At 67.0% G+C, this 24,056-nt stretch carries 19 protein-coding genes and 1 tRNA gene; 10 read left to right on the top strand and 10 right to left on the bottom strand.

Annotated features, from left to right (window positions below; all coding sequences use genetic code 11):
* Positions 1–23: 23 nt before the first annotated feature.
* Positions 24–731: a ZIP family metal transporter gene (locus AWC31_RS09815; protein ID WP_085144306.1), complete on the bottom strand. Its 708-nt coding sequence runs from the start codon at positions 729–731 to the stop codon at positions 24–26.
* A gap of 448 nt (positions 732–1,179) precedes the next feature.
* A complete protein-coding gene (locus AWC31_RS09810; RefSeq protein WP_067844906.1) occupies positions 1,180–1,533 on the bottom strand; it encodes an ArsR/SmtB family transcription factor in 354 nt (117 codons plus the stop codon).
* Between the two features lie 97 nt (positions 1,534–1,630).
* On the opposite strand from AWC31_RS09810, the gene AWC31_RS09805 reads away from it, so the two are divergent.
* The gene (locus AWC31_RS09805) at positions 1,631–3,556 is read left to right on the top strand and encodes a heavy metal translocating P-type ATPase (RefSeq protein WP_085144107.1); all 1,926 of its coding nucleotides are present in this window, start codon (positions 1,631–1,633) and stop codon (positions 3,554–3,556) included.
* 72 nt (positions 3,557–3,628) lie between these two features.
* Here AWC31_RS09805 and AWC31_RS09800 read toward each other — a convergent pair whose 3' ends face one another.
* Positions 3,629–5,509 carry a propionyl-CoA synthetase gene (locus tag AWC31_RS09800; RefSeq protein ID WP_085144106.1) on the bottom strand — a complete coding sequence of 627 codons (1,881 nt, stop codon included), beginning with the start codon at positions 5,507–5,509 and terminating at the stop codon, positions 3,629–3,631.
* Positions 5,510–5,605: 96 nt separating this feature from the next.
* Here AWC31_RS09800 and AWC31_RS09795 point away from each other — a divergent pair, with 96 nt between their 5' ends.
* From AWC31_RS09795 to AWC31_RS09780, 4 genes are read left to right on the top strand one after another with little or no spacing between them, the layout of a single operon-like run.
* Positions 5,606–6,403: an SDR family NAD(P)-dependent oxidoreductase gene (locus tag AWC31_RS09795; protein ID WP_085144105.1), complete on the top strand. Its 798-nt coding sequence runs from the start codon at positions 5,606–5,608 to the stop codon at positions 6,401–6,403.
* A 13-nt stretch (positions 6,404–6,416) separates the two neighbouring features.
* Entirely contained in the window at positions 6,417–6,890 is a 474-nt protein-coding gene (locus AWC31_RS09790) for an SRPBCC family protein (protein WP_067844907.1), read from the top strand.
* A complete protein-coding gene (locus tag AWC31_RS09785; protein ID WP_085144104.1) occupies positions 6,887–8,479 on the top strand; it encodes a phytoene desaturase family protein in 1,593 nt (530 codons plus the stop codon). Before AWC31_RS09790 ends, AWC31_RS09785 begins: the two co-directional genes overlap by 4 nt.
* Positions 8,476–10,077 (top strand): RecQ family ATP-dependent DNA helicase, encoded by a 1,602-nt coding sequence (locus tag AWC31_RS09780; protein WP_085144103.1) that lies wholly within the window; start codon positions 8,476–8,478, stop codon positions 10,075–10,077. The genes AWC31_RS09785 and AWC31_RS09780 overlap by 4 nt, the downstream gene beginning before the upstream one ends.
* Positions 10,078–10,082: 5 nt before the next feature.
* Here AWC31_RS09780 and AWC31_RS09775 read toward each other — a convergent pair whose 3' ends face one another.
* The 6 genes from AWC31_RS09775 to kdpA form a co-directional block, all read right to left on the bottom strand.
* Complete coding sequence (locus AWC31_RS09775; protein WP_085144102.1) at positions 10,083–10,994, bottom strand: hypothetical protein; 912 nt, start codon at positions 10,992–10,994, stop codon at positions 10,083–10,085.
* 91 nt (positions 10,995–11,085) lie between these two features.
* A complete protein-coding gene (locus AWC31_RS09770) occupies positions 11,086–11,772 on the bottom strand; it encodes a response regulator (RefSeq protein ID WP_067844458.1) in 687 nt (228 codons plus the stop codon).
* The gene (locus tag AWC31_RS09765; RefSeq protein WP_085144101.1) at positions 11,769–14,303 is read right to left on the bottom strand and encodes a DUF4118 domain-containing protein; all 2,535 of its coding nucleotides are present in this window, start codon (positions 14,301–14,303) and stop codon (positions 11,769–11,771) included. Before AWC31_RS09765 ends, AWC31_RS09770 begins: the two co-directional genes overlap by 4 nt.
* Positions 14,296–15,162, bottom strand: a complete 867-nt coding sequence (locus AWC31_RS09760) for a potassium-transporting ATPase subunit C (RefSeq protein WP_085144100.1) — start codon at positions 15,160–15,162, stop codon at positions 14,296–14,298. Before AWC31_RS09760 ends, AWC31_RS09765 begins: the two co-directional genes overlap by 8 nt.
* A gap of 1 nt (position 15,163) precedes the next feature.
* Positions 15,164–17,362 carry a potassium-transporting ATPase subunit KdpB gene (kdpB, locus tag AWC31_RS09755; RefSeq protein ID WP_374214031.1) on the bottom strand — a complete coding sequence of 733 codons (2,199 nt, stop codon included), beginning with the start codon at positions 17,360–17,362 and terminating at the stop codon, positions 15,164–15,166.
* A 1-nt stretch (position 17,363) separates the two neighbouring features.
* Complete coding sequence (kdpA, locus tag AWC31_RS09750; protein ID WP_085144098.1) at positions 17,364–19,034, bottom strand: potassium-transporting ATPase subunit KdpA; 1,671 nt, start codon at positions 19,032–19,034, stop codon at positions 17,364–17,366.
* A gap of 374 nt (positions 19,035–19,408) precedes the next feature.
* On the opposite strand from kdpA, the gene AWC31_RS09740 reads away from it, so the two are divergent.
* The gene (locus tag AWC31_RS09740) at positions 19,409–20,176 is read left to right on the top strand and encodes a type III PLP-dependent enzyme domain-containing protein (protein ID WP_085144097.1); all 768 of its coding nucleotides are present in this window, start codon (positions 19,409–19,411) and stop codon (positions 20,174–20,176) included.
* Between the two features lie 60 nt (positions 20,177–20,236).
* Here the strand turns inward: AWC31_RS09740 and AWC31_RS09735 are convergent, their stop codons facing one another.
* Positions 20,237–20,647 carry a nitroreductase family deazaflavin-dependent oxidoreductase gene (locus AWC31_RS09735; RefSeq protein WP_085144096.1) on the bottom strand — a complete coding sequence of 137 codons (411 nt, stop codon included), beginning with the start codon at positions 20,645–20,647 and terminating at the stop codon, positions 20,237–20,239.
* 65 nt (positions 20,648–20,712) lie between these two features.
* On the opposite strand from AWC31_RS09735, the gene AWC31_RS09730 reads away from it, so the two are divergent.
* The 4 genes from AWC31_RS09730 (at position 20,713) to AWC31_RS38210 (ending at position 23,920) form a co-directional block, all read left to right on the top strand.
* The gene (locus AWC31_RS09730) at positions 20,713–22,074 is read left to right on the top strand and encodes a DUF1254 domain-containing protein (protein WP_085144095.1); all 1,362 of its coding nucleotides are present in this window, start codon (positions 20,713–20,715) and stop codon (positions 22,072–22,074) included.
* A gap of 89 nt (positions 22,075–22,163) precedes the next feature.
* Positions 22,164–22,237, top strand: a tRNA-Leu gene (locus AWC31_RS09725).
* A gap of 197 nt (positions 22,238–22,434) precedes the next feature.
* Complete coding sequence (locus tag AWC31_RS09720; protein ID WP_234816786.1) at positions 22,435–23,622, top strand: tyrosine-type recombinase/integrase; 1,188 nt, start codon at positions 22,435–22,437, stop codon at positions 23,620–23,622.
* Entirely contained in the window at positions 23,546–23,920 is a 375-nt protein-coding gene (locus AWC31_RS38210; protein WP_337360653.1) for a helix-turn-helix transcriptional regulator, read from the top strand. Before AWC31_RS09720 ends, AWC31_RS38210 begins: the two co-directional genes overlap by 77 nt.
* Positions 23,921–24,056 lie beyond the last annotated feature (136 nt).

Below are 24,056 nucleotides of genomic sequence, written 5' to 3'. Positions count from 1 at the left end.
TGCCGAACTTAGCGCCCGGCCGGTCAGTCGGCCAGCGAAAGACCGGCGGCCACGGCAAATCCGAGCACCGCCGCCAGTCCGGCGTTCTCGCGGGCCTTTTCCGTCGCCTCCGGGATCATCGAGCCGACCAGCATGACCAGCAGCGCGCCGGCCGCGAATCCGTTGATGCCGCCCTGCAGCGCGCCTCCCGCCACCTTCTGCAGCTGATACCCGCCGACGGTGGCCAGTGCACACACCGCCGCGATCGCAGTCCAGCCACCGACGATTCGCGAAACCGAGTGGCCCGCGGACTTCATGTCACTGGCCGATCCGATCGACTCGGGCAGGTTGGATACGAAGATCGCGACCACCAGGGCAAGGCTCACGCCCGCACCGCCGGCGATACCGATACCGAGGACGGCCTGTTCGGGTATGCCGTCGAGAAGTGCGCCGAGGAGCAGTGGGAGACCGGCGGTTTGGGTTCCGTTGGACGCGCCCATCCGGTCGACGGCGGTGTCGGCGACGTAGAAGACGACCGCTCCGACCGCGAGGCCGACCGCGACCGCGAGCGCGCCGCTGGCGCGAAAACCTTCCTCCGCCAACTCAAACGAGATGCTGGAGATCAACGCCCCGGCGCCGAAGCCCAGAACCAGGCCGACGAATCGGCGGTTCCAGTCGCGGACTACACCGGCGACTGCACCGATGACCAACGACGATGCGGCGACCAAGCCCCAGAGCAGCGCGGTGAGCACAGTTCGGAGCATACGGCCCGCAACGCAAACGAGCCCGATCGATCACCGCGATCGATGGGCTCGGATGTTCAGAACTGAATTGTGGTGGTGACCTGCCGCGGGACGTCCAGGCGGCAGGTCACCCACGCGTCAGCGTCGGACGTTGCAGTTCGGGGGGTTTCCGCAGTGGTGGCCGCCGTCGCAGGCATTGCAGCGACAGGTGCAGTTTCCCTTGGTTGCGATGCGCATCGTTGTTCACTCCTTACTCGCCCGGTCTTACCGGCGGTGGCCAGTAGCAAACGCCCGGGCACGGGCGGATATCAACATATAACGACTTCACAATAGTTCGGGTCATCTCGAAAATAAAGGAATTCCGGGATCATGCGAGCGTCGGCGCGCCTGCATCGGCAGTGATATGGCGCAGCGGTGAACAGCGTGTGAAACTCTTTGCCGGCAACGCTTTCTGAATTCACGCGGTGGTGTCGCGGGCCCCGAGTCGCAAGTGTTCGATGTGGTAGATGGCCTCGTCGAGAAGTTGTGCGACGTGATTGTCGTAAAGCCGGTAGACGATGTTGCGACCGGATCGGTCACCCGACACCAGTCCCAAAGCCCGCAATAGCCGCAGCTGATTGGATACCGCCGGCTGTTCCATGCCGACCGCTGCCGACAATTCGGTCACCGTGCAGGGTGATTCCCGCAGCCGCGTGAGGATCAGCAACCGATTGGGGGATGCGAGGGCCTGCAGGGTCTCGGCGACCTTGGCCGCCGATGCGGCATCGAGGGATGCCGCAGGCGTAGCACGCCCCTCGACTCCGTGTCCCATGTGATCCATTCAAGCATGGCGGGCAAGTAGCCGTTGATACATTTCAATCTCTACATGTATAAAGGTGTGCGTTGTTGCATCTGACAGGAGACGGTTGATGACCACACTGGCCAACGCGCCGGCACCAAGCCGGTCCGCGGCATCGGCTTCGAGCTCGGCAGGCTGGCTGTGGTCGGTGGCCTCGGTCCGATGGGCGGCAGGCGCCCTTGGACTGTTCCTCGCCGGGTTGGCGGCCCAGCTCGCCGGTGCACCCGAACCGTTGTGGTGGGGCCTGTATCTCGCCTGCTACATCACCGGTGGATGGGAGCCCGCGTGGGCGGGCATCCAGGCGTTGAAGAGCCGGACGCTCGACGTCGACCTGCTCATGATCGTCGCGGCCGTCGGCGCAGCCGCGATCGGGCAGGTCTTCGACGGAGCGTTGCTAATCGTCATCTTCGCGACGTCGGGTGCGCTGGAGGATGTCGCGACCACGCGCACCGAACGCTCGGTGCGTGGCCTGCTCGACCTGGCGCCCGACAGCGCGACCATCGTCGACGACGACGGCACCGAGCGCGCGGTCGCAGCCGACGCGCTCCGGCCCGGCGACCGCATCGTGATCCGGCCGGGGGAGCGGATTTCCGCCGACGGCGCCGTCGTCGACGGCTCCTCGGAGGTCGATCAATCCTCGATCACCGGTGAACCGATGCCCGCCGTCAAACGACCCGGCGACGAGGTGTTCGCCGGAACGCTCAACGGATCGGGCGCCCTGCGCGTCGAGGTGACCCGCGATCCGTCGCAGACCGTCGTGGCGCGCATCGTGGCGATGGTCGCCGAGGCGTCCGCCACGAAGGCCAAGACGCAGCTGTTCATCGAAAAGGTCGAGCAGCGTTACTCGATGCTCGTGGTCGTCGCGACGCTCGCGCTGTTCATCGTGCCGTTGATCCTCGGCGAGGATCTGCGCTCAACTCTGCTGCGCGCCATGACCTTCATGATCGTGGCTTCCCCATGCGCGGTGGTGCTGGCGACCATGCCGCCGCTGCTGTCGGCGATCGCCAACGCCAGCCGCCACGGCGTGCTGGTGAAATCCGCGGTGGCGATGGAACGGCTGGCCGATACCGGCGTGGTCGCGCTCGACAAGACCGGGACGCTGACCGCCGGCACTCCGCAGGTGTCAAGCGTGGTGACGTTCGACGGATCCGATGTGCTCCAAAGGGCCGCCGCCGCAGAACAATTCAGTGAACATCCGTTGGGTCGCGCGATCGTCGGCGAGGCCAAGGCGCGCGGCATCAGCGTCCCGGCCGCGGCGGATTTCGCGGCGTTGCCCGGCCGCGGCGTCCGGGCGGTGGTCGGCGGACAGACCGTCGAGGTGCTCAGCCCCGGGGCCTATGACGGCGAGTTCGTCGCGGTGCGTGAGATCGAGGACGCGGGCGGCACGGCGGTGGTGGTCACGGTCGGCGGGGCGGCGGTCGGCGTGCTGGGCCTCGCCGACCGGGTGCGGCCCGACGCCGCGGCCGCCGTCGCGCGACTCCGTACGCTGACCGAGCGTGCGCCGGTGCTGCTGACGGGCGACAACGAGCGGGCGGCCCGGCGGCTGGGGCAGCAGGTTGGAATCGGCGATGTGCACGCCGAACTCCTGCCCGATCACAAAGTCGATGCGGTGCAACGGCTTGAGGCCGACGGTATGCGTGTGCTGGTGGTCGGTGACGGCGTCAATGACGCACCCGCCATGGCCGCCGCGCACACGTCGATGGCAATGGGGGCCTCGGGCGCCGACCTGACCGTGGAGACCGCCGACGTCGTGACCATCCGCGACGAACTCGGCACCGTTCCCACGGTCATCGCGCTGGCCCGCCGGGCCCGGCGCATGGTGATCGCCAACCTGGTGATCGCTGCCACGGCCATCACGGTGCTGGTCGCGTGGGATCTCTTCGGGCACTTGCCGTTACCGCTCGGCGTGGCCGGGCACGAAGGATCGACGATCCTGGTCGCGCTCAACGGTCTGCGGCTGCTCAGTAACCGGGCCTGGCGCCGCGCCTCCCGTTAATTGCGCGAGCAGACGCGCGGGTACCGCAGAACGCGTGTTCTCGGGTACCTGCGCGTCTGCTCGCGGGGAAACTCAGCCGCGCAGGACGTCCTTGAGCGCCTCGAGCACCGACGGATCCTCGATCGTCGACGGCACCGGTTCGTCACGGCCGTCGGCGATACCGCGCATGGTCTTGCGCAGGATCTTGCCGGACCGGGTCTTCGGCAGCGCCGCGACCACGTCGACAGCCTTGAAAACCGCTACCGCCCCGATGTTTTCGCGTACTGCCGCGACGAGTGCGTCGCTCAGCCCTTCCGCCGAAGCACCGGACTTGAGCACCACGAAGCCACGCGGCACCTGACCCTTGATCTCGTCGGCGACACCGATCACCGCGCATTCGGCCACCGCCGGGTGCTCGGCGAGCACGGCCTCGATCGAACCCGTCGAGAGCCGGTGCCCGGCGACGTTGATGACGTCGTCGGTGCGGCCCATCACGAACAGGTAGCCGTCGGAGTCGAGGTAGCCGCCGTCACCGGTGAGGTAGTAGCCGGGGAACGCCGACAGATATGACGAGACGTAGCGCTTGTCGTCGCCCCACAGCGTGGGCAGGGTGCCCGGCGGCAGCGGTAGTTTGATGCAGATCGCGCCCTCCTCGTCGGCCTCGCACACCGAGCCGTCGGGCCGCAAGATCTGGACGTCGTAGCCCGGCATCGGCACGGTCGCCGAGCCCGGCTTGACCGGCATCGGTTCCACGCCCATCGGGTCGGCGGCGATCGCCCAGCCGGTCTCGGTCTGCCACCAGTGGTCGATGACGGGGATGCCCAGCTTGTCGGCGGCCCAGTGGTAGGTGTCGGGGTCGAGCCGCTCGCCGGCCTGGAACAGGTACTTCAGCCTCGAGAGGTCGTACTTGCCGATGTGGGTGCCGTCGGGATCTTCCTTCTTGATGGCGCGGATCGCGGTGGGCGCGGTGAACAGCACCTTGACCTTGTGCTCGGCGGCCACCCGCCAGAACGCCCCGGCGTCGGGTGTGCCGATCGGTTTGCCTTCGTAGAGAACGGTTGTCGCGCCCAGCATGAGCGGCGCGTACACGATGTAGGAATGCCCGACGACCCAGCCGACGTCGGAGGCCGCCCAGTACACATCGCCAGGCTGCACGTCATAGATGTGGCGCATGCTCCACAGCAGCGCCACGGCGTGGCCACCGTTGTCGCGCACGATGCCCTTGGGCTTGCCGGTCGTGCCTGACGTGTACAGCACGTAGAGCGGGTCGGTCGCCGCGACCGGTACCGGGTCGACGGGCTCGGCCGCGGCCACGAGTTCGCGCCAGTCCCGGTCGCGTCCGTCGACGAGTTCGCACGGCCGCTGCTCGCGCTGCAGGATGACGCAGGCCTGGGGCTTGTGCTCGGCCCGTTCGAGCGCGGCATCGAGCATGGGCTTGTATTCGACGATGCGCGTCGGTTCGACGCCGCAGGACGCGCTCACCACGACCGTCGGCCGCGCGTCGTCGATGCGGGCGGCCAGTTCGTGTGCGGCGAACCCGCCGAACACCACGGAGTGCACCGCGCCGAGCCGGGCGCAGGCCAGCATCGCGATGACGGCCTCCGGGATCATCGGCATGTAGATCACGACCAGGTCGCCCTTGCCGACACCGAGTCCGCGCAGGGCCCCGGCGAACTGGGCGGTCGCATCGCGCAGCTCGCGGTAGGAATACGTGCGCTGGGTCCCGGTGACGGGGGAGTCGTAGATGAGTGCGGCCTGGTCACCGCGCTCGTCCACGTGCCGGTCGAGCGCGTTGGCACACGTGTTGAGCTCGGCGTCGGGGAACCAGCGGTAGAACGGCGGGTTCGTGTCGTCCAGGATCCGTTCCGGGCTCTTGGTCCAGTCGACCGCTTTGGCGGCGTCGGCCCAGAACGTGGTCGGATCGTTGATGCTTGCATCGAACAAGGCACGGTAGAGGTCGCGATTGCCGGACATATCGCAAACCGTAATCCGCGTCACATGCAACGTTGGTGCAACCCCGCAAAACACTGCGACACGTTTGAGGTGGGCGCCTCCGGGTAGCCAGCCGTCATGGTGGAAACGCGACCACTGGCGATGGTGACCGGGGCTTCGAGCGGCATCGGATTCGAACTCGCGAAGCTGCTCGCCGACGACGGCTACGACCTCGTCGTGGCAGCCGACGACGGCACGATCGACGCGAGCGCCGAAAAACTCCGGGCGGGCGGCAGCGGCATCCGCGCCGTGCAGGTCGATCTGCGTAACCCCGAAGACGTGCAACGCCTCTACTTCGCCGCGACCGACGACGGGCGGTCCCTTGACGTCGCAGTGCTCAATGCGGGCGTCGGGCGGGCCGGCCCGTTCGTCGAGGGGGACCTCGACTCCGACCTGTCGATCGTCGATCTCAATGTGCGATCGACGGTGCACCTCGCCAAGTTGGTGCTGCGTGACATGGTGGCGCGGGGCTCCGGCAAGGTGTTGTTCACGTCGTCGATCGCGGCCACGATGCCGGGTTCGCTGCAAACGGTCTACAACGCCTCCAAGTCCTTCATCCAGTCGTTCTCCGAAGCCCTCTACGACGAGATGCGCGATACCGGCATCACGGTCACCTCGCTCATGCCCGGGCCGACGGACACGAACTTCTTCCGGCGGGGAAACATGCTCGACACCGTCGTCGGGCGGATGCCGAAGGACGACCCCGCCGAAGTCGCCAAGCAGGGCTACGAGGCGTTGCTGAGCGGGCAGCGCAAGGTCGTCGCGGAGTCGGTCATGACCAAGGCCATGGGCCTGGCCAACCGCGTGCTGCCGGATTCGGTCAAGGCGGTCGCGAGTCGCGTGATTTCCCTTCCCGTAGACCGAATCCGGAACTGAAAGGGATATGAGCATGGAGTCAACACCGGCAGCTGTCGACAGTTCGTTGACGGTCAAACGCGATACCACCGCAACCCGGCAGCAGGTCTGGGACGTGATCGCGAACGGGTGGACGTACTCGCAGTGGGTCGTCGGCAACACCCGCATGCGTGCCGTCGATCCCAGCTGGCCGGCCCCGGGCAGCAAGATCCACCACACGATCGGCATCTGGCCCGTGGTGCTCAACGACGAGACGGTGGTCGAATCGTGTGTCCCGGGCGAGGAATTGGTGCTGCGGGCGAAGGGCCGGCCGTTCGGTGGCGCGCAGATCGCGTTGCGGCTGTACGACACCGAGACCGGTTCGCGGGTCGAGATGGCGGAGGTGCCGGTCGGTGGACCGCTCGACTGGGTGCCCCGCCGGCTCGCCCTGCTTCTGGCCTATCCCCGCAACCGCGAATGCACGGAGCGGTTGGTGGCCCTCGCCGAACGCCGGGCCGAGCCTGAATGAGCCGCGACAGCGCAGATGCGGTGGTGATCGGCGCGGGCCACAACGGATTGGTCGCCGCAGCGATGCTCGCCGACGCGGGCTGGGACGTCCAGGTGCTCGAGGCGCAGCCCCAGCCCGGCGGTGCGGTGAAGAGCGCCGAGCTCTTTCCCGGCTACATCAGCGATCTCTACAGCGCGTTCTATCCGTTGTCGGTCGCGTCGCCGGCCTTGACGGCGTTACAGCTCGAAGACCACGGCCTGCGATGGACGCATGCCCCCGCGGTGGTGGGCCACCCCCGTTCGCCCGGCGACGAGGACGCCGCGGTGATCTACCGTGATATCGACCGCACCGCAGCGGAACTGGACCACCATCACAGCGGCGACGGTGACCGGTGGATTGCGCTGTTCGAGCAGTGGCAGCGCGTCAAGGGCGGTCTCACCTCGTCGTTGTTCGCGCCGTTCCCGCCGGTGCGGGGCCTCGTGCAGTTGTTGCGCGCGCTGGGGACTGCCGACGCGCTCAAGCTTGCTCATCTCCTGCTGCTGCCTGCCGGCGTGATGGCCGAGCAGTTGTTCGACAGCGAGCCGGCCCGATTGTTATTGCTGGGCAATGCAATGCACGCCGATGTGCCGATCGACGCTCCGGGCAGCGGTGTCATGGGTTACCTGCTCATCATGATGGCCCAGGACGGTGGGTGGCCTGTTCCGGTCGGCGGCGCCGGACAATTGACGGCGGCCCTGGTGAACCGGGCCAGTTCGGCGGGCGCCCGCATCGAATGCGGGCGGGACGTCGACGGGATCGAGGTCCGCGGCGGGCGTGCGGTCGCGGTGCGGACGACCGACGGGCAGCGCGTGCGGGTGCGCCGCGCCGTGATCGCCGACACCTCGGCGCCGCGCCTGTTCCGCGACCTCCTGCCTGCCGACGCGGTGCCCGACGCGATGGTGCGCGACATGAGCCGGTTCGTCTGGGACACACCGGTGTTGAAGGTCAACTACGCGCTCGACGCGCCGATACCGTGGCGGTCGAAAAACCTGAACGACGTGGGCACGGTGCATGTCGGCGCCGACCACGACGGTCTCATCCGCTGGATGGCCGACCTCAACACCGCGACCCTTCCCGACAAACCGTTCATGTTGTTCGGCCAGATGACCACGGCCGACCCGAGCCGCTCGCCCGCCGGCACCGAAAGCGCATGGGCCTACACGCATCTGCCGCGCGGGGTGTCCGACGACGCATCCGCGGACCGGCTTGCGGAGCGGGTCGACGAGGTGCTCGAGGAGTACGCGCCGGGCTTCGGTCAGCACATCGCAGGCAGGACGATTCAACGCCCGTCGGACTTGGAGGCCGGTGATGCGAACCTGCACACCGGTGCCGTCAACGGCGGGACGTCGCAGCTGTTCCAGCAGTTGATCTTTCGGCCGGCACCCGGCTTCGGGCGCGCTGAAACACCGGTCGACAACGTCTATCTCGGCAGTGCGGGTGCCACCCCCGGCGGTGGCGTGCACGGTGTGTGCGGCCGCAACGCCGCGAAAGCCGCGCTGGCCGGCGCCGGCGTGCTGGGCTGGCCGCGCCGACGGCTCAATCGCACCGTGCTGTCGCTGATGACGCGATGAGCGGCAGGCGCTCGCTGGAATCCGTTGCTGCCGAAGTCTTTGGGTGGGACACGCTGCGGCCCGACCAGATCGAGGCGATGTCGGCGATCCTCGACAACCGCGACGTTCTCGCGGTCATGCCCACCGGAGCCGGGAAGTCGGCGATCTACCAGGTGCCCGCGGTGCTGCTGTCCGGGCCGGTGCTCGTGATATCGCCGCTGATCGCACTGCAGCACGATCAGATCGCGCAACTCGAACGCGCCGACGCGCCCCGTGCGGTGGCGATCAACTCGCGCCAGAAAGCGGCGGTGCTCCATGACGCGTGGGCCGCAGTCGAGCACGGCGAAGCCCGCTACGTGTTCCTCGGGCCCGAGCAGCTGGTCAAGGACGACGTGTTGGCCCGCCTCGCCGACGCCGGCCCGGCGCTGGTCGTCGTCGACGAGGCGCACTGTATCTCGGCGTGGGGACACGAGTTTCGCCCGGCGTATCTCCGCGTCCGCGATGCGATCGAGCGTCTCGGTCGGCCACCCGTCGCGGCACTCACGGCTACCGCCTCGGCGGTCGTGCGCCGTGAGATCGTCGAGTTGCTGGGGCTGCGTGAGCCCGTCGTCATCGCTGGTGGCTTCGACCGGCCGAACATCGCATTGGAGGTGCGCCACCACACCGAGGATGCGGCCAAGCGCGACGCCGTCGTCGACACGGTCGCAGCGCTCGAGCGCCCCGGGCTGCTGTACTGCGCGACCCGCAAGGACACCGGGTTCTACGCCGACAAGTTACGACAACGCGGTGTCGCCGCCGTCGACTACCACGCGGGCCTCGGCGCGGCCGAGCGCGATGATGTGCACAACCGGTTCCTCGCCGACGACGTGGACGTGGTGGTCGCGACGTCGGCGTTCGGGATGGGAATCGACAAGCCGAATGTCCGGTTCGTCGCGCACGCCTCGATCCCGGATTCGGTTGACGCCTACTACCAGCAGGTGGGGCGGGCGGGGCGCGACGACGACCCGGCGCGGGCGGTGTTGTTCTACCGCGCCGAAGACCTCTCGCTAGGTACCTTCTTCGCCACCCGGCACGTCGACGAGGACCTGCTGCGCCAGGTGTACACGGCACTGGGCGAACGGAAGCCGAAGCGGCTCAAGGACCTTCGTAACGAACTCGAGGTCCGGGGCCGCCCGTTGACGGCTTCCCTCAACCTCCTGGAGCAGGCCGGCGCCGTCGCATCGGGGCGATCGGGGTTCTCGGGCACGGGCCTCGCCGAGGACGAGGCGGTGCGCAAGGCCGTCGAGATGGCCGAGATCGGCGAACGCGTCGACCGCACCCGGGTGGAGATGATGCGGTCCTATGCCGAGACACCGGACTGCCGCCGCCAGTTCCTGTTGGCGTACTTCGGTGACTATTTGCCCGAGCCGTGCGGGAACTGCGACCGTTGCCGCGACGGCGGTGCTGCGCCGACGTCGGAGAAGCCGGCGATCGCGGCGGGCACGCATGTCGAACATCGCGAATGGGGACCCGGCGTCGTGCTGCAGGGCGATGCCGACCGCATCACCGCACTGTTCGACTACTACGGCTACCGCGTGCTGTCGGTCGACGCGATCGGCGACGTGCTGACCGTGCGGTGAACCGGCTATCCGTCGAGCGAATATACGCCCGGTGCCAAGTTCCCGTGCTCGACGAACACCTGCATCGCCACGAGCATCTGCCAGTGCAGTCGCTGCAACCGGGCGGCGAGTTCGGGACTGGGCTCGAACACCGCGGGCCCGTCCAGCGGCGGTGGCGGCAGGACGTCGAGGACGCGCGCCATGTCGACTTCGATGAAGCTGAAGTCGCCGTAGGTTCGTTTCGGGTCTGCCGCGGCTGCCGGATACCGACCGATCGCGAGAAGGTCCTCGCAGTCGTACTCAGAAGGCCAGCGGATGTCGATCGCGCGTAACAACCGCACATGATCGTCGCTGATCGTGACCTGGCCGTCGGCGTCGAGCCCGAGGTCGGCATCGGTCACGTCGGGATAGCCGCGCATCGCGCGGCGCACGTCGTCCGGGCCGATGTTGCCGAGCGGGTATCGGCCGGGCGAGAGCTCGCCGTGTCTCAACGCGCGGGCCAGCACGAAGAACATCTCCACGTGCCGGCGGGCGAGCTCGCGCGCGTCGTCCGACTCGAAAACCTCGCCGAGCTGCGCCAGCAGATCCGTTCGCCCGTACGGCTGTTTCGGGTCGAGCATCGGCGCGCCCCGCTCGGCGCCGTCCCAGCCGAACCTCATCTGCCGCAGCAGGCCGATGTGACGGCTCGTGATCTCGATCGACCCGTCGCCGAACCATGCGCCGTCGGCCAGGGCACACGTCGACTCCGGGTCCCGCCAGATCTCCGCGACCGGCTCCGGAAGCGTCTGGTCTGCCGTCGGCTCATCCCGACCGTCCAGTTTGCGCAGCATCATGTCGCGCGCAGCCGTGTCGAGCGCATCGAAGTGGTCGGCACCGGCGCTGCGCGACCGGCGGTAGGCGCCGGCAAAGCCGACCATGTACTTCACGCGTTCGAACATCGTCCGACTCCCCTGATCTCCGCGAGCAGACGCCAACGTACCCGATATGCCTGACTTCTCGGCACCTCGACGACTGCTCGTCGGAGAAAATTCACTCCTGGAATCGGTAACCCATACCGGCCTCGGTCAACAGATGTACCGGGTGCGACGGATCGTCTTCGAGTTTGCGACGCAGCTGCGCGAGATAGACCCGCAAATAGTGGGTCTCTTTGGCGTATGCCGGGCCCCACACCTCGCGCAGCAGCTCCTCACGGCCGACCAGCTTCCCGCGGTTGCGCACGAGCATCTCCAGCATGCCCCACTCGGTGGGGGTCAGGTGCACCTCGGCGTTGTTCTTGGTGACCTTCTTGGCCGCCAGATCGACTGTGAACGACGAGGTTTCGATGACCGGCTGATCGGATTCCGTCACGGTCGCCCGGCGTACCGCGGCGCGGAGCCGGGCCAGAAACTCGTCCATACCAAAGGGTTTGGTCACATAGTCGTCGGCGCCCGCGTCGAGCGCCTCGACCTTGTCGGAGGAGTCCGTGCGGGCCGACAGCACGATCACCGGGGCCGACAGCCAGCCCCGCAGACCCGCGAGCACGTCGATGCCCGACATGTCGGGCAGCCCGAGGTCGAGCACGATGACATCGGGGCGGTGGTCGGCCGCACTGCGCAGCGCCTCGGCCCCGGTGGCCGCCGTCCTGACCTCATAGCCACGCACCGACAGGTTGATGCGCAGCGCCCGCAGGATCTGCGGTTCGTCGTCGATCACCAGCACCCTCGTCTTGACCGTCATGCCGGCGCCGCCAAATCGATTTCGACGGTGAGCCCGCCGCCCGGGGTGTCGGTGGCCGAGATCGTGCCGCCCATCGCCTCGACGAAGCCCTTGGCCACCGAAAGTCCCAGCCCGACGCCGCTGCTGGTGTCGTGGTCACCGAGCCGCTGAAACGGCGCGAACAACGCGTCCTCGGTGCCCCGCGCGACACCGGGGCCCTCGTCGATCACCGCGATCAGGACGCGGTTTCCGACCCGGCCCGCGGTCACCCGCACCGGCCCGTCCTTGGCGTAGCGCAGCGCGTTGTCGATGAGATTGGCCAAGACCCGCTCCAGCAGGCCACCGTCGGCCATCGCCATCGAGTCACCCACCTCGACCTTGACCCGGTCCAAACCCTCGCGGCCAAAGCCCGTGGCGCCCCTACTGATTCCCAGCAGGGCCCGCTGCACGGTCTCCTCGAGGTACACCGCGCGCAACTCCGGTCGCACGACTCCGGCGGCCAGCCGCGAGGAGTCGAGCAGATTGCCGACCAGTGCGGTCAGCGCATCGACCGACTCCTCGATCGTGGCAAGGAGTTCGGCGGTGTCCTCGGGAGAGAAGTCGACGTCGTCGCTGCGCAGGCTCGACACCGCGGCCTTGGCCGCGGCCAGCGGTGTGCGCAGGTCGTGGCTGACGGCCGAGAGCAGGGAGCGGCGCAGTTCGTCGGCCTTGGCGATCGCGTTGGCCTTGCCGGCTTCCTCGGTGAGTTCGCGTTGCCGGACAAGGCCGGCCGCTTGTTTGGCCACCGCGGTCAACACCCGGCGGTCGCGGGCGGACAACTTGCGGCCCGCCATCAGCAGCCAGAACTCGTCGTCACCCGCCTCGATCGCGGTATCGGCGGTGTCGACCTGCACACACGGATCCTGGCCGACGCAACTGACGATGGCAGGGTGGCCGTCGGTCTCACGCAGCAGGCTCACCGCCCGCTGGCTGTAGGTCTCGCGGACCCGTTCGAGCAGCGCCGCCACGTCGGCTCCCCGCAGCACCGACCCGGCGAACAGCGCAAGCAGTTCGGCCTCCTGCGAAGCACGTCGGGCTTCCCTGGCGCGTTTTGCCGCGCCGTCCACCAAGGCCGCGACGGCCACCGCCACGGCCAGCAGCACGACGATCGTCAGGGCGCTGTCTGGGTCGGAGATCGTGAACGTGTGTCTTGGGGTGATCAGGAAGTAGTTGAGCAGCAGCCCGGACAGCACGGCCGACAGCGCGGCGGGCGCGACACCGCCGAGCAGCGCGACGACGAGCACGCCGACGAAGAACAGCGCGCTTTCGCCGCCGACACCGAGCAGCGGGTCGAGAAGGGCGACCGTCAGGGCGCAGATGGCCGACGGAACCACCAGGGCGGCAAGCCAGGACGCGACGTGCCGCTCGCGCGGTGTGGTCGATGACCACCGGAAGCCACGCTTGGCAGCCTCGTGGGTCACCATGTGGACGTCGATCTTCTCCGACTGCTGCACGACCGTCGAGCCGATGCCCTCGTCGAAGATCCGTGCCCACCGCGAGCGCCGCGACGTGCCGAGCACGAGCTGGGTCGCGTTCATGTCGCGCGCGAAATCCAGCAGCGCGGTTGGCACATCGTCGCCGACGACGGTGTGCAGTGTGGCGCCCAGGCTGGTCGCGAGCTCACGGACGCGGCCCATCTGCGGTGCCGACACCCCCGACAGCCCGTCGCCGCGCACGACGTGCACCACCATGAGTTCGGCACTGGATTTCGAGGCGATGCGGGATGCCCTGCGCACCAACGTCTCCGACTCCGGCCCGCCGGTGACCGCGACGACGACGCGTTCACGGGCCTCCCAGGTGTCGGTGATCTTGTTGTCGGCGCGGTACTTGGCCAGCGCGGCGTCGACCTGGTCGGCCAGCCACAACAACGCCAATTCCCGCAGCGCGGTGAGGTTTCCGCGGCGGAAGTAGTTCGACAGTGCGGCGTCGATACGTTCGGGCGCGTACACGTTGCCGTGGGACAGTCTGCGTCGCAGGGCTTCCGGGGTGATGTCGACGAGCTCGATCTGATCGGCGGCCCGCACCACCTCGTCGGGCACCTTCTCCTGCTGCTCGATACCGGTGATGCCGGTGACGACGTCGTTGAGGCTTTCCAGGTGCTGCACGTTCACGGTCGAGATGACGGTGATGCCCGCGTCGAGGAGTTCCTCGATGTCCTGCCAGCGCTTGGCGTTCTTGCTGCCCGGCGTGTTGGTGTGGGCGAGTTCGTCGACCAGCACGACCTGGGGCTTGCGGGCCAGCACGGCAGGCACGTCGAGTTCGGGGAACCGCCCGCCCCGGTACTCGATGTAGCGGGGCGGGATGACCTCGATGCCGTCGAGGAGTTCGGCGGTCTTCTTGCGGCCGTGCGTTTCCACGACGGCGGCCACCAGATCGGTCCCGCGTTCCAGGCGGCGGTGGGCCTCCCCGAGCATCGCGTACGTCTTGCCGACGCCGGGAGCCGCGCCCAGATAGATGCGCAGCTCCCCGCGTTTTGTGGCCGGCGCCGACGTACTCACCAGCCCATCATCCACCTGCGGACAAAGTGTCGAGCGCGATGTTCAGTTCCAGAACGTTCACCCGCGGCTCGCCGAGGAACCCGAGGGTGCGGCCGTCGGTGTGCTGCGCGACCAGTTGGCGAACCTGCTCGGGCGCCAGGCCGCGGGCCTCGGCGACCCGGTTGACCTGCAGGTCGGCGTAGGCGGGCGAGATGTGCGGATCGAGTCCGCTGCCGCTCGCGGTGACCGCGTCGGCGGGCACCTGCGCATCGGCGCTGCCGTGGATCGGCACGATCTGGCCGGCGCTGTAATCCTCGCCGGCTTGTGCGCATTCGACCCGCACGCCTTCGTAGGTGTTGAGGAACGGCGTCTTCGTCGTATCGCACGGCTCGTTGACGCTGACCACGCGGGTCGGGTGGATCACGTTGCCGCGGGAATCCCGCGGGCCGATCACCGAGAGCACCGCGCCGACACCGTCTCCTGTGCAGAACGGGCGCGCTCCACTGACCCCGTCGAGTTTCCCGACGGCCTGGCTGCGCTGGCACACCAGCGTCAGCAGGCTCGGCTTGTCCGGTTGGTCGACGGTGCTCTCGGGGCCGAGGTTGCTCGCGCTCGTCGCCATCGGGTCGTAGCCGTCCCCGGCCGCGGACGGACGGCCCTGGAAGTACTGCGGCAGGGGATTGCCGTCGGCGTCGGTGAACAACTGGCCGATCAGGCTGCTGCCCACGGGCTTTCCGTCGGCTTCGACGATCGATCCGTCGGCCTTGTGGTTGAGGCCGGGCAGTTGCGCGACCAGCCAGATGAACACCGGATAGGCGACGCCGAGGATCACGGTGAGCACCAACAGTGCGCGCAGCGCGGCCGCATGTTGGCGGATCAGATTGGTGAATTGCATGTCAGGACATCCCAGGAAGGAGTTGGATAACCAGGTCGATCAGTTTGATGCCGATGAACGGCGCGATGATGCCGCCGAGGCCGTAGAGGTAGAGGTTGCGGCTCAGCAGCTTTGACGCGCTGCTCGGCGTGTACCGGACGCCCTTGAGCGCCAAGGGGATCAGCGCCACGATCACGATCGCGTTGAAGATCACCGCCGACAGGATCGCCGACTGCGGGCTGTGCAGCCGCATGATGTTCAGCAGGTCCAGGCCAGGGAACAGGCCGACGAACAACGCCGGGATGATCGCGAAGTACTTCGCGATGTCGTTGGCGATCGAGAACGTCGTCAACGCACCCCGGGTGATCAGCAGCTGCTTTCCGATCTCGACGATCTCGATCAGTTTGGTCGGGTCAGAGTCGAGATCGACCATGTTGCCGGCCTCTTTGGCCGCCGAGGTGCCGGTGTTCATCGCGACTCCCACATCGGCCTGCGCGAGGGCGGGCGCGTCGTTGGTGCCGTCACCGGTCATCGCGACGAGCCGGCCACCGGCCTGCTCCTCCTTGATGAGCGCCAGCTTGTCCTCGGGCGTGGCCTCGGCGAGGAAGTCGTCGACCCCGGCCTCGTCGGCGATCGCCTTGGCGGTCAACGGATTGTCGCCCGTGATCATCACCGTCCGGATGCCCATGCGGCGCATCTCGTCGAACCGCTCGCGCATGCCCTGCTTGACGACGTCTTTGAGGTGGATGACGCCGAGCACTTCGGCCTTGTCGGTCACCTGGCCGACGACCAGGGGAGTGCCGCCCGCCGCCGAGATACCGTCGACGATGTTGCCCAGTTCGGCAGGCACGACACCGCCCTCGGAGCGCACCCAGTCCGCGACCGCGCTCGCCGCGCCCTTGCGCAGCTTGTGCCCGTCCAGGTCCACGCCCGACATGCGGGTGGTGGCGCTGAACTCGATCCACGTGGCGGTGGCGAGCTCGCCGGGGGTGCGGGCCCGCAATCCGTACTCCTGCTTCGCGAACACGACAATCGAACGGCCCTCGGGGGTTTCGTCGGCCAGGCTCGACAGCTGTGCGGCGTCGGCGAGCTGCTCGGCCGACACCCCGGTCAGCGGGACGAATGCCGCGGCCTGCCGGTTACCGAGCGTGATCGTGCCGGTCTTGTCGAGCAGCAGGGTGTTCACATCGCCTGCCGCCTCGACCGCGCGGCCCGACATGGCCAGCACATTGCGTTGCACGAGCCGGTCCATCCCGGCGATGCCGATCGCCGACAGCAGCGCGCCGATGGTCGTCGGGATCAGACAGACCAGCAACGCCACCATCACGATGCCGCTCACGCCGTTTGCGGTGAGCGCGAGACTGTCCGGGACTCCGGGGTTGTTGGCCTTGGAGTAGATCGCCAACGGCTGCAGGGTCGCGACGGCGAACACGAAGATGATCGTCAGCGCCGACAGCAGGATGTTGAGCGCGATCTCGTTGGGCGTCTTCTGCCGGTTGGCGCCTTCGACGAGGGCGATCATCCGGTCGATGAAGCTCTCGCCGGGTTTCTGCGTGATCTTGACGACGATGCGGTCGGACAACACCGTGGTGCCGCCGGTGACGGCCGAGCGGTCACCGCCCGATTCGCGGATGACGGGCGCGGATTCACCGGTGATGGCTGATTCGTCCACCGAGGCAATGCCTTCCACGACGTCGCCGTCGCCAGGGATCGTCTGGCCGGCCTCGACGACGACGATGTCGCCCTGTCTGAGCTGCGGGGCCGGGATGGATTCCTCGGCTCCGGAGTCGCTGATCCGGCGGGCCATGGTGTCGGCCTTGGTTTTTCGCAGCGTCTCGGCCTGGGCCTTGCCGCGGCCCTCGGCGACGGCCTCGGCCAGGTTCGCGAAAATCACCGTGAGCCAGAGCCATACGACGATCAGCCAGCCGAACCACGTCGGGTCGACGACCGCGAGGATCGTGGACCAGACGGCGCCGACCTCGACGATGAACATCACCGGGTTGCGCCACAGCGTGCGCGGATCGAGCTTGCGCAGCGCATCGGGCAGCGAGCGCCATAGCATGGTCGGGTCGAGCAGGCCGCCCTGGACAGCCTTGGCGGGCTTGGATTTGCCTGGCGTGTGGGTCGCTTCGCCCTTGTTTGTCACGCCAGAGTGGCTCGCGAGCCCGGCTGCCACTCCAGCGTGACGCTCGAGGGGCACAGAGGTGCGGGGGTTGGACATGTCAGTGAATTCCTTCGGCGAGGGGCCCGAGTGCCAGCATCGGCAGGAAGGTGAGGGCCACCAGGATGAGAGTGACGCCCACGACCAACCCGACGAACTGCGGCCGGTGGGTGGGCAGGGTGCCGATCGATGCGGGGGTGGTGCCCTGGCCGGCGAGCGATCCGGCCAGTGCCAGCACCAGGATGATGGGCAGGAAGCGGCCGAACACCATCGCCAGACCCAGTGCGGTGTTGTACCACTCGGTGTTGACGCTGATGCCGGCGAACGCCGAACCGTTGTTGTTGGCCGCTGACGTGAACGCGTACAGCACTTCCGACAGGCCGTGTGGCCCGGTGTTGAGCATGCCTGCGCGTTGACCGGGCATGGCCATCGCCACCGCGGTTCCGGTCAGCACGATCAGCGGCGTTACCAGGAAATAGCTTGCGGCGAGCTTGATTTCGCGCGGTGTGATCTTCTTGCCGAGGTACTCCGGGGTTCGCCCGACCATGAGGCCTGCGACGAACACCGTGATGATCGCGAGGATCAACATGCCGTACAGGCCTGAGCCGACACCACCCGGTGCGACCTCGCCGAGCTGCATGTTGAACATCGTCATGAGCCCGCCCAGGCTCGTGTACGAGTCGTGGAACGAGTTGACCGCACCCGTCGACGTCAGGGTCGTCGACGCCGCGAACACCGCCGAATCGGCGACCCCGAAGCGCTGCTCGACGCCCTCCATGGCCGCGCCGACGGCGGTCGGCACCGTGCCGTGGTGTTGCAGCTGGAACAGCATGGTCAGGCTGACGCTCGCGGTGGCGATCACGCCCATCACGGCGGCGATCGCGTAACCCTGCTTCGTGCTGTTGACCATGCGGCCGAACGTGCGCGGCATCGAGAAGGGGATCAGCAGGATGAGAAAGATCTCGAACCAGTTGGTCCATGTCGTCGGGTTCTCGAATGGATGGGCGGAGTTGACGTTGAAGAAGCCGCCGCCGTTGGTGCCCAGTTCCTTGATGACCTCCTGGCTGGCCACCGGGCCGCCCGGGATGGTCTGCTGGGCGCCACTCAGCGTGGTGATCACCTGGTCGTGCAGTGTGAAGTTCTGGATGACGCCGCCGGCGATCAGCACGAGCGCGCCGACGATCGAGATGGGCAGCAGGATGCGGAGGGTGCCGCGCACCAGGTCAACCCAGAAGTTGCCGAGCTCACCGGTGTGGCGGCGCGCGAAGCCGCGCACCAGCGCGACGGCGACGGCCATGCCGACCGCGGCCGAGACGAAGTTCTGCACCGCGAGCCCGGCCATCTGCACCAGGTGGCCCTGGGTGGATTCACCGGAGTAGGCCTGCCAGTTGGTGTTGGTGACGAAGCTGACGGCGGTGTTCCACGCGAGCGCCGGGGTCATCGGGGTGCCCGGATCGTTGAGGTGCAGCGGAAGCCTGCCCTGGATCAGCTGGAAGAAGAACAGAAACAGCAGGCTCACGGCGGAGAACGCGAGCACGCTGCGGGCATAGGATCCCCAGGTCTGCTCGGACTTCGGGTCCGCGCCGATGGCCCGGTAGATGAATCGTTCTGCCCGCGAATCTTTTTGGCTGGTGTAGACGCGGTACATGTAGTCGCCCAGCGGTACGTGCACCAGTGCTATGGCCACGACGAGCGACGCGAGGAACACGATCCCCGCGGTGGTGGTAGTCACTAGAACCTCTCGGGAAACAGCAGTGCGGCGAAGATGAACACGGCGATGAGAATCGCGAGAATCAAGCCGACGACGTTTTCGATCACTGGCGTTCGACCAGCCTCTGCACCAGGCCGAGCAGCGCGAAGACCGCCACCGTCAGCACTGTGTAGATGAGTACAGACATCTCGTCTCCACGTTTACGGGCCTCCGGATTTCGGCGGCCTGAACCAGGATCTGCCCAGTTCAGGAGGGTGGACGGAGTCTTGACGGTTTCTTTACGCCCGGGCGGCGGTCCTTAACGGTCTTCGATCGTGGGTGTGCCTCGTGGGTTGTCAGGGGGTCGTCAAGGTCCGCACAGGGCGCGTCAAGAGTTCGTCAGGACACTGGCCGGTATGGCCCGTCTCGTGGACGGTCGAGTTGTGACATTCTCGGCGGCATTCCTGTCCAAGCATTCCGTCTCATCCCGGCCTGCGGATCCCCCGCAGGACCGGGAAACTTTGCGGCGCTGTGCCATCAGTCGCCGGTCGCTCGGCATGGTGGAGTTGGTGTTACCCGCCATGGCGCTGCGCAATGCGGTGGTGGCGCGGTGGGCGCGGGATCACAGTGTGGCGGTTGATGTTCGGGATGGCCGAGAACTCGCGGTGGCCGTCGGGGCAGGCATCCACCCGATCCGGATGACCGCACACGGCGCCGGTCTGACCGCTGACGAGCTCGTGTTCTGCGCCGCCAACCTCGGGGTCGGTCGGGTCGTCGTCAATGGGCCCGCTCAGATCGATGTGCTGGCGGCGACCGGCCGGCGTGGGCACCGGGTGCTCGTGAGCATGGGCCGTGGCGGCTTGGCTGCACCGGTCGCCGACTGCCGGCGGTTCGAACTCGTGGGCTTGTACGGCGAGATCGGGCCGGACGAACACCATTTCGTGAGCTACCCCGCAGCGATCGGCGACATGCTCCTGGAGATGAGCCAGATCCGTCGTACTCACGGTGTCGTCCTGACGCGCATCGCGCTCGGCGGTTGTGGCCTGACCTTCGGGGCGGGCCCCGGCCATCTGTCCGAGGTGGCGAACGCGATCGACGAAACACTCGACGACGCTTGCGCCACACTGCGTTTCCCGCGGCCGGTGGTTGTCGTCTCGGCTCAGCCGGGCAGTGTGCGGGTGTAGCGCCCGGCTCGTCGAACGTGGGCTTGTGTGCGAACTTTTCGACGAAACTCGCACACAAGCTCACACTCGCGGCGGTGTCAGCGTGGCGACGAGGCGTGCCTTCTGGTCCGGGGATTCGCCGGGCAGGATGCGGGGCTCGGTTATGCGGTACCGCACACCCCGGTGCACCACCCCGGCCGAACCCGCCGCCTTCACATTGCGCACCCAGTCCGACTGCGTGCCGTAGTTCAGCACCACTGAGACGGTGCCGTCGCCGACGAACGCCATGACCGGGGTGCGGAACGACTTGCCCGACTTGCGGCCGGTGTGCTCGATGACCGCCATGTACGGCAGCCGTGGTGCCCACATTCGCTGCAGCGGGTTGGTCACGTACTTGTTGAACCGTGCGATCAACCGCATCAGGCGTGGGCCGAGGAGTGACGCGATCCGTTCGGCAACTACAGCAATGGAATTCGCGATGGTGCTCGGCATTGTCGTTCCCCCCGATTCCTCACCATTCAAACAGGCATTCGCCTGACACGCACTAGGGTGGTCGTATGTCAGAAGGCGGATTTCCCGGCCCCGAGGCTGCAGCGACGGCCTACGACTATTTGGATCTCAACCGTGCGGTCGCGATGTACCGCTACTTCTATCGTTCGGTGTCGGGAGCCGCGATCTTCGACGGCACCGCCGCGGTCGGCGTGCGGCCCAACCACGCATTCGGCTACATGGAGACCCTCCCGCACCATGTCGGGTACACGCTGAACTCCGACACCCCGTACGGCGCGTTGCTGCTGGATCTGCACGCCGGTCCGATGGTCATCGAGCTTCCGCCCGGGCCCTTCATCGGCGCCGCACTCGATCTCCACCAACGCTGGATCTTCGACATGGGCCTGCCGGGTCCCGACGGCGGCCGCGGCGGCAAACACCTGCTGTTGCCTCCGGGCTATGAAGGCGCTGTTCCGGCGGATCATCAAGTGGGGCAGTCTGATTCGTATCGCGTCATCGGGGCGCTGCGCTCACTGCCCGAGCGCGGTGACGTGAAGACGGCCATGGGGCGGATTCGCGAAGTGAAGGTGTACCCGTTGGACGCCGGACCGGACTGGACGGCACCGACGTGGTTCGACATGACGGACATGCCACAGGACACCACGCCGCACGTCTACGAGCAGACGATGAAGTTCTGGGAAGTGCTCCATCGCGTCGTCGACTCCGAGCCGGCACTGGCCGACAGCCGTCCGCACTACGGCGACCTGGCCGCCCTCGGGATCGCCAAGGGGCTGCCGTTCGCGCCCGATGCCCGGATGACGGCGATCTTCGAGCAGGCCGCCCAGATCGGGTTCGCGCAGATGCGGGCGGAGGGATTCGCCGACCGGAAGCCCGAGCGGATCGTGTGGCCGGATCGGCTCTGGGAATGGGTGAGTTTACGGTTCGAAAACGGCACCTTCGACACCGCGGACTACCGCGACACCTACGCGCTCGACAAGTGGTTCTTCCAGGCCATCGCCACCTCACCGGCAATGTTCCGCCGCGACCCGGGTGCGGGCTCGCTGTACTGGCTGGGCCTGCGTGACGGCTCCGGCGCCTACCTGGACGGTTCGAACAGCTACCGGCTGACGGTGCCACTTCCGGTCCCGGCCCACCTGTTCTGGTCGGTGACGGTCTACGACGCCGAGACCCGCAGCCAGGTCCAGACCGACCAGGCCAACGCCGCACTCCGGTCGCTGTTCGAGCTGAAAGACCTGACCGGCGACACGGTCGATCTGTACTTCGGCCCGACCGCCCCCGCAGAACATGCCGACCGGTGGATTCAGACGGTTCCAGGACGGGGCTGGTTCGCGTACTTCCGCATCTATGGGCCCGACAAGCCGGCCTTCGACGGGACCTGGAAGCCGGCTGACTTCAGTCTGATCAACTGACTCGGGCTGGCTTGCGGTTGGCGCGGTCGGCTCATGCCGAACGCGATTCCATCGACGCCGACGTCATGAAATAAGGTCTCATCCGGACGGCCCCCATAGCCCAATTGGCAGAGGCAGCGGACTTAAAATCCGCCAAGTGTCGGTTCGAGTCCGACTGGGGGCACGGTAAAGCGGTATGTCAGGCCCGGTATTCGGCGTCCGTGCAGTGACGCGCCAGGTGCGCTAGTCCGCACACAGTCCGCAGGATCTTCTAGGCTCTGAACCGTGACGACACCCAAGCGCAGTGTCCGGGCAGGCGTAGAGGACCGCTGGCACCGGCCAGTCCGGCGCGGCGAACAGGTCAACTGGCCCGCTGATCAGATGCCCGGCCCGGTCTGGTGTAGCGACCCGAAGCACGGCAAGGGAACGTTCGTGTGCACCGTGCGTCACAGCCAGGGCAAGCGCTGGCTTGCTCGGTGGGTTGACCACAACGGGCAGGAGCGGGCCAAGGCGTTCGACAAGCGCGCCGACGCGCAGCGCCACATTGACGGCACGACGACGGCGCTGAACACCGGCACCTATGCCGATCCGCAGCGGTCCGCTGTCACATTCGGCACTGTCGCCGAGGCGTGGCTAAAGGCCAAGGCGGCTAACCGGGCACCTAAGACGATTGCCGGGTATCGGGGATTGCTTGACGTGGTGATCCTGCCCAAGTGGAAAGACGAGCGGCTCAGAGATATCGACCACGAGCGGCTACAGACGTGGGTGACGTGGCTGTCCACGGATCCGGCTGCACGGCAACCTAAGCGAGGTAAGGACTCGAAGGGCATCCCTACTTTGGATACCCCTAGCGCCGGGCTGTCCGCTGCCCGAGTCATTCACGCTTACCAAGTTATGCGACAGGTGCTCGCATACGCGGTCCGGGCCAAGTACCTAGCCGTCAATCCGGCTGAATACATCGAACTGCCGAGGAAGCCGCAGGGTAAGGAGCTGGCTTTGTCCCATGAGCAGGTGCGGCAGCTTGCAGCCGAGAGTGGCGACATGGCCGCAATGGTCCGATTCCTGGCTTATACGGGTATGAGGTTCGGTGAGTGCATCGCGCTTCGCGTCGGCGACGTGGACATCGCGCACAAGCGAATCACGGTGTCTAAGTCGATAACCCACGTTCAGCGCCACGGATACGTAGAGGGCGACACAAAGACACATCAGCGGCGGTCTGTGCCGATCCTGACGAAGGCGCTTGCCGACGAACTGGCCGCGCTAACCGCCGACCGTGACCCGTCCGATTACCTGTTTCCCGGAGCTGCTGGCGGGGCTATGACGTTGGGCCGATTTCGCTGGCGGTTCGACCAGGCCGTTGCGAAGCTCGGCCTCGAAGGCGTCACGCCGCACACCCTGCGACACACTGCCGGATCGTTGGCGCTGTCTGAGGGCGCGTCAGTGGTAACTGTGCAAAAGTTACTTGGGCACCGGAACGCGACGACGACGCTGAATGTCTACAGCCACAAGCTGCCGGACGACTTCGACAACTTGGCAGCCGCGATGGACGCGGCCACGCAGGCGGTGTAGCCCGTCCGGTTTTCCGGACGGCAGACTGCAGGCAGCGGCCTGTTTTCGAGGGATATCTGTCCGACTTTCCGGACATTTTCCGAGTTCTTGCGAATCGCTGCATACGCTCCTAGTTATGCAAAAGCAGTACGAACTAATGACATTGGCCGAGATGTGCGAACTGCTCGGTATCTCGGAATCGACCGCTTACTACTGGCGACAGATTGGGAAGGGTCCTAAGGGTGCGCGGATCGGTAAAACATTGCGCTATAGACGGGCTGACGTTTTGGTTTGGCTAGACGAGCAGTTCGCCGCTTGAGGCCCATTCCGAGCATAGGAGACTGTCTTGATTAATAGCTCGCTCAGCACCTGCAATCCTATTAAGAAGCATGGAGGGGCACTTACTAGCAGCTTTACGCAGTTGAGTAACGCTTTAGCTCGCGATCCAGACTTGT

Origin of the sequence: Mycolicibacterium wolinskyi, assembly GCF_002101965.1 — a bacterium.
Classification (GTDB): domain Bacteria; phylum Actinomycetota; class Actinomycetes; order Mycobacteriales; family Mycobacteriaceae; genus Mycobacterium; species Mycobacterium wolinskyi.
The sequence above is the reverse complement of the archived record's forward strand: the minus strand, read 5'-3'. Positions and strand labels throughout refer to the sequence as shown.

Coding starts and splice junctions, on each gene's coding strand:
- AWC31_RS09810 (WP_067844906.1), bottom strand. CDS start 1,533: ATGGGACACGGAGTCGAGGGGCGTGCTACGCCTGCGGCATCCCTCGAT.
- AWC31_RS09805 (WP_085144107.1), top strand. CDS start 1,631: ATGACCACACTGGCCAACGCGCCGGCACCAAGCCGGTCCGCGGCATCG.
- AWC31_RS09800 (WP_085144106.1), bottom strand. CDS start 5,509: ATGTCCGGCAATCGCGACCTCTACCGTGCCTTGTTCGATGCAAGCATC.
- AWC31_RS09795 (WP_085144105.1), top strand. CDS start 5,606: ATGGTGGAAACGCGACCACTGGCGATGGTGACCGGGGCTTCGAGCGGC.
- AWC31_RS09790 (WP_067844907.1), top strand. CDS start 6,417: ATGGAGTCAACACCGGCAGCTGTCGACAGTTCGTTGACGGTCAAACGC.
- AWC31_RS09785 (WP_085144104.1), top strand. CDS start 6,887: ATGAGCCGCGACAGCGCAGATGCGGTGGTGATCGGCGCGGGCCACAAC.
- AWC31_RS09780 (WP_085144103.1), top strand. CDS start 8,476: ATGAGCGGCAGGCGCTCGCTGGAATCCGTTGCTGCCGAAGTCTTTGGG.
- AWC31_RS09775 (WP_085144102.1), bottom strand. CDS start 10,994: ATGTTCGAACGCGTGAAGTACATGGTCGGCTTTGCCGGCGCCTACCGC.
- AWC31_RS09770 (WP_067844458.1), bottom strand. CDS start 11,772: ATGACGGTCAAGACGAGGGTGCTGGTGATCGACGACGAACCGCAGATC.
- AWC31_RS09760 (WP_085144100.1), bottom strand. CDS start 15,162: ATGCAATTCACCAATCTGATCCGCCAACATGCGGCCGCGCTGCGCGCA.
- kdpB (WP_374214031.1), bottom strand. CDS start 17,362: ATGTCCAACCCCCGCACCTCTGTGCCCCTCGAGCGTCACGCTGGAGTG.
- AWC31_RS09740 (WP_085144097.1), top strand. CDS start 19,409: ATGGCCCGTCTCGTGGACGGTCGAGTTGTGACATTCTCGGCGGCATTC.
- AWC31_RS09735 (WP_085144096.1), bottom strand. CDS start 20,647: ATGCCGAGCACCATCGCGAATTCCATTGCTGTAGTTGCCGAACGGATC.
- AWC31_RS09730 (WP_085144095.1), top strand. CDS start 20,713: ATGTCAGAAGGCGGATTTCCCGGCCCCGAGGCTGCAGCGACGGCCTAC.
- AWC31_RS09720 (WP_234816786.1), top strand. CDS start 22,435: ATGCCCGGCCCGGTCTGGTGTAGCGACCCGAAGCACGGCAAGGGAACG.
- AWC31_RS38210 (WP_337360653.1), top strand. CDS start 23,546: ATGTCTACAGCCACAAGCTGCCGGACGACTTCGACAACTTGGCAGCCG.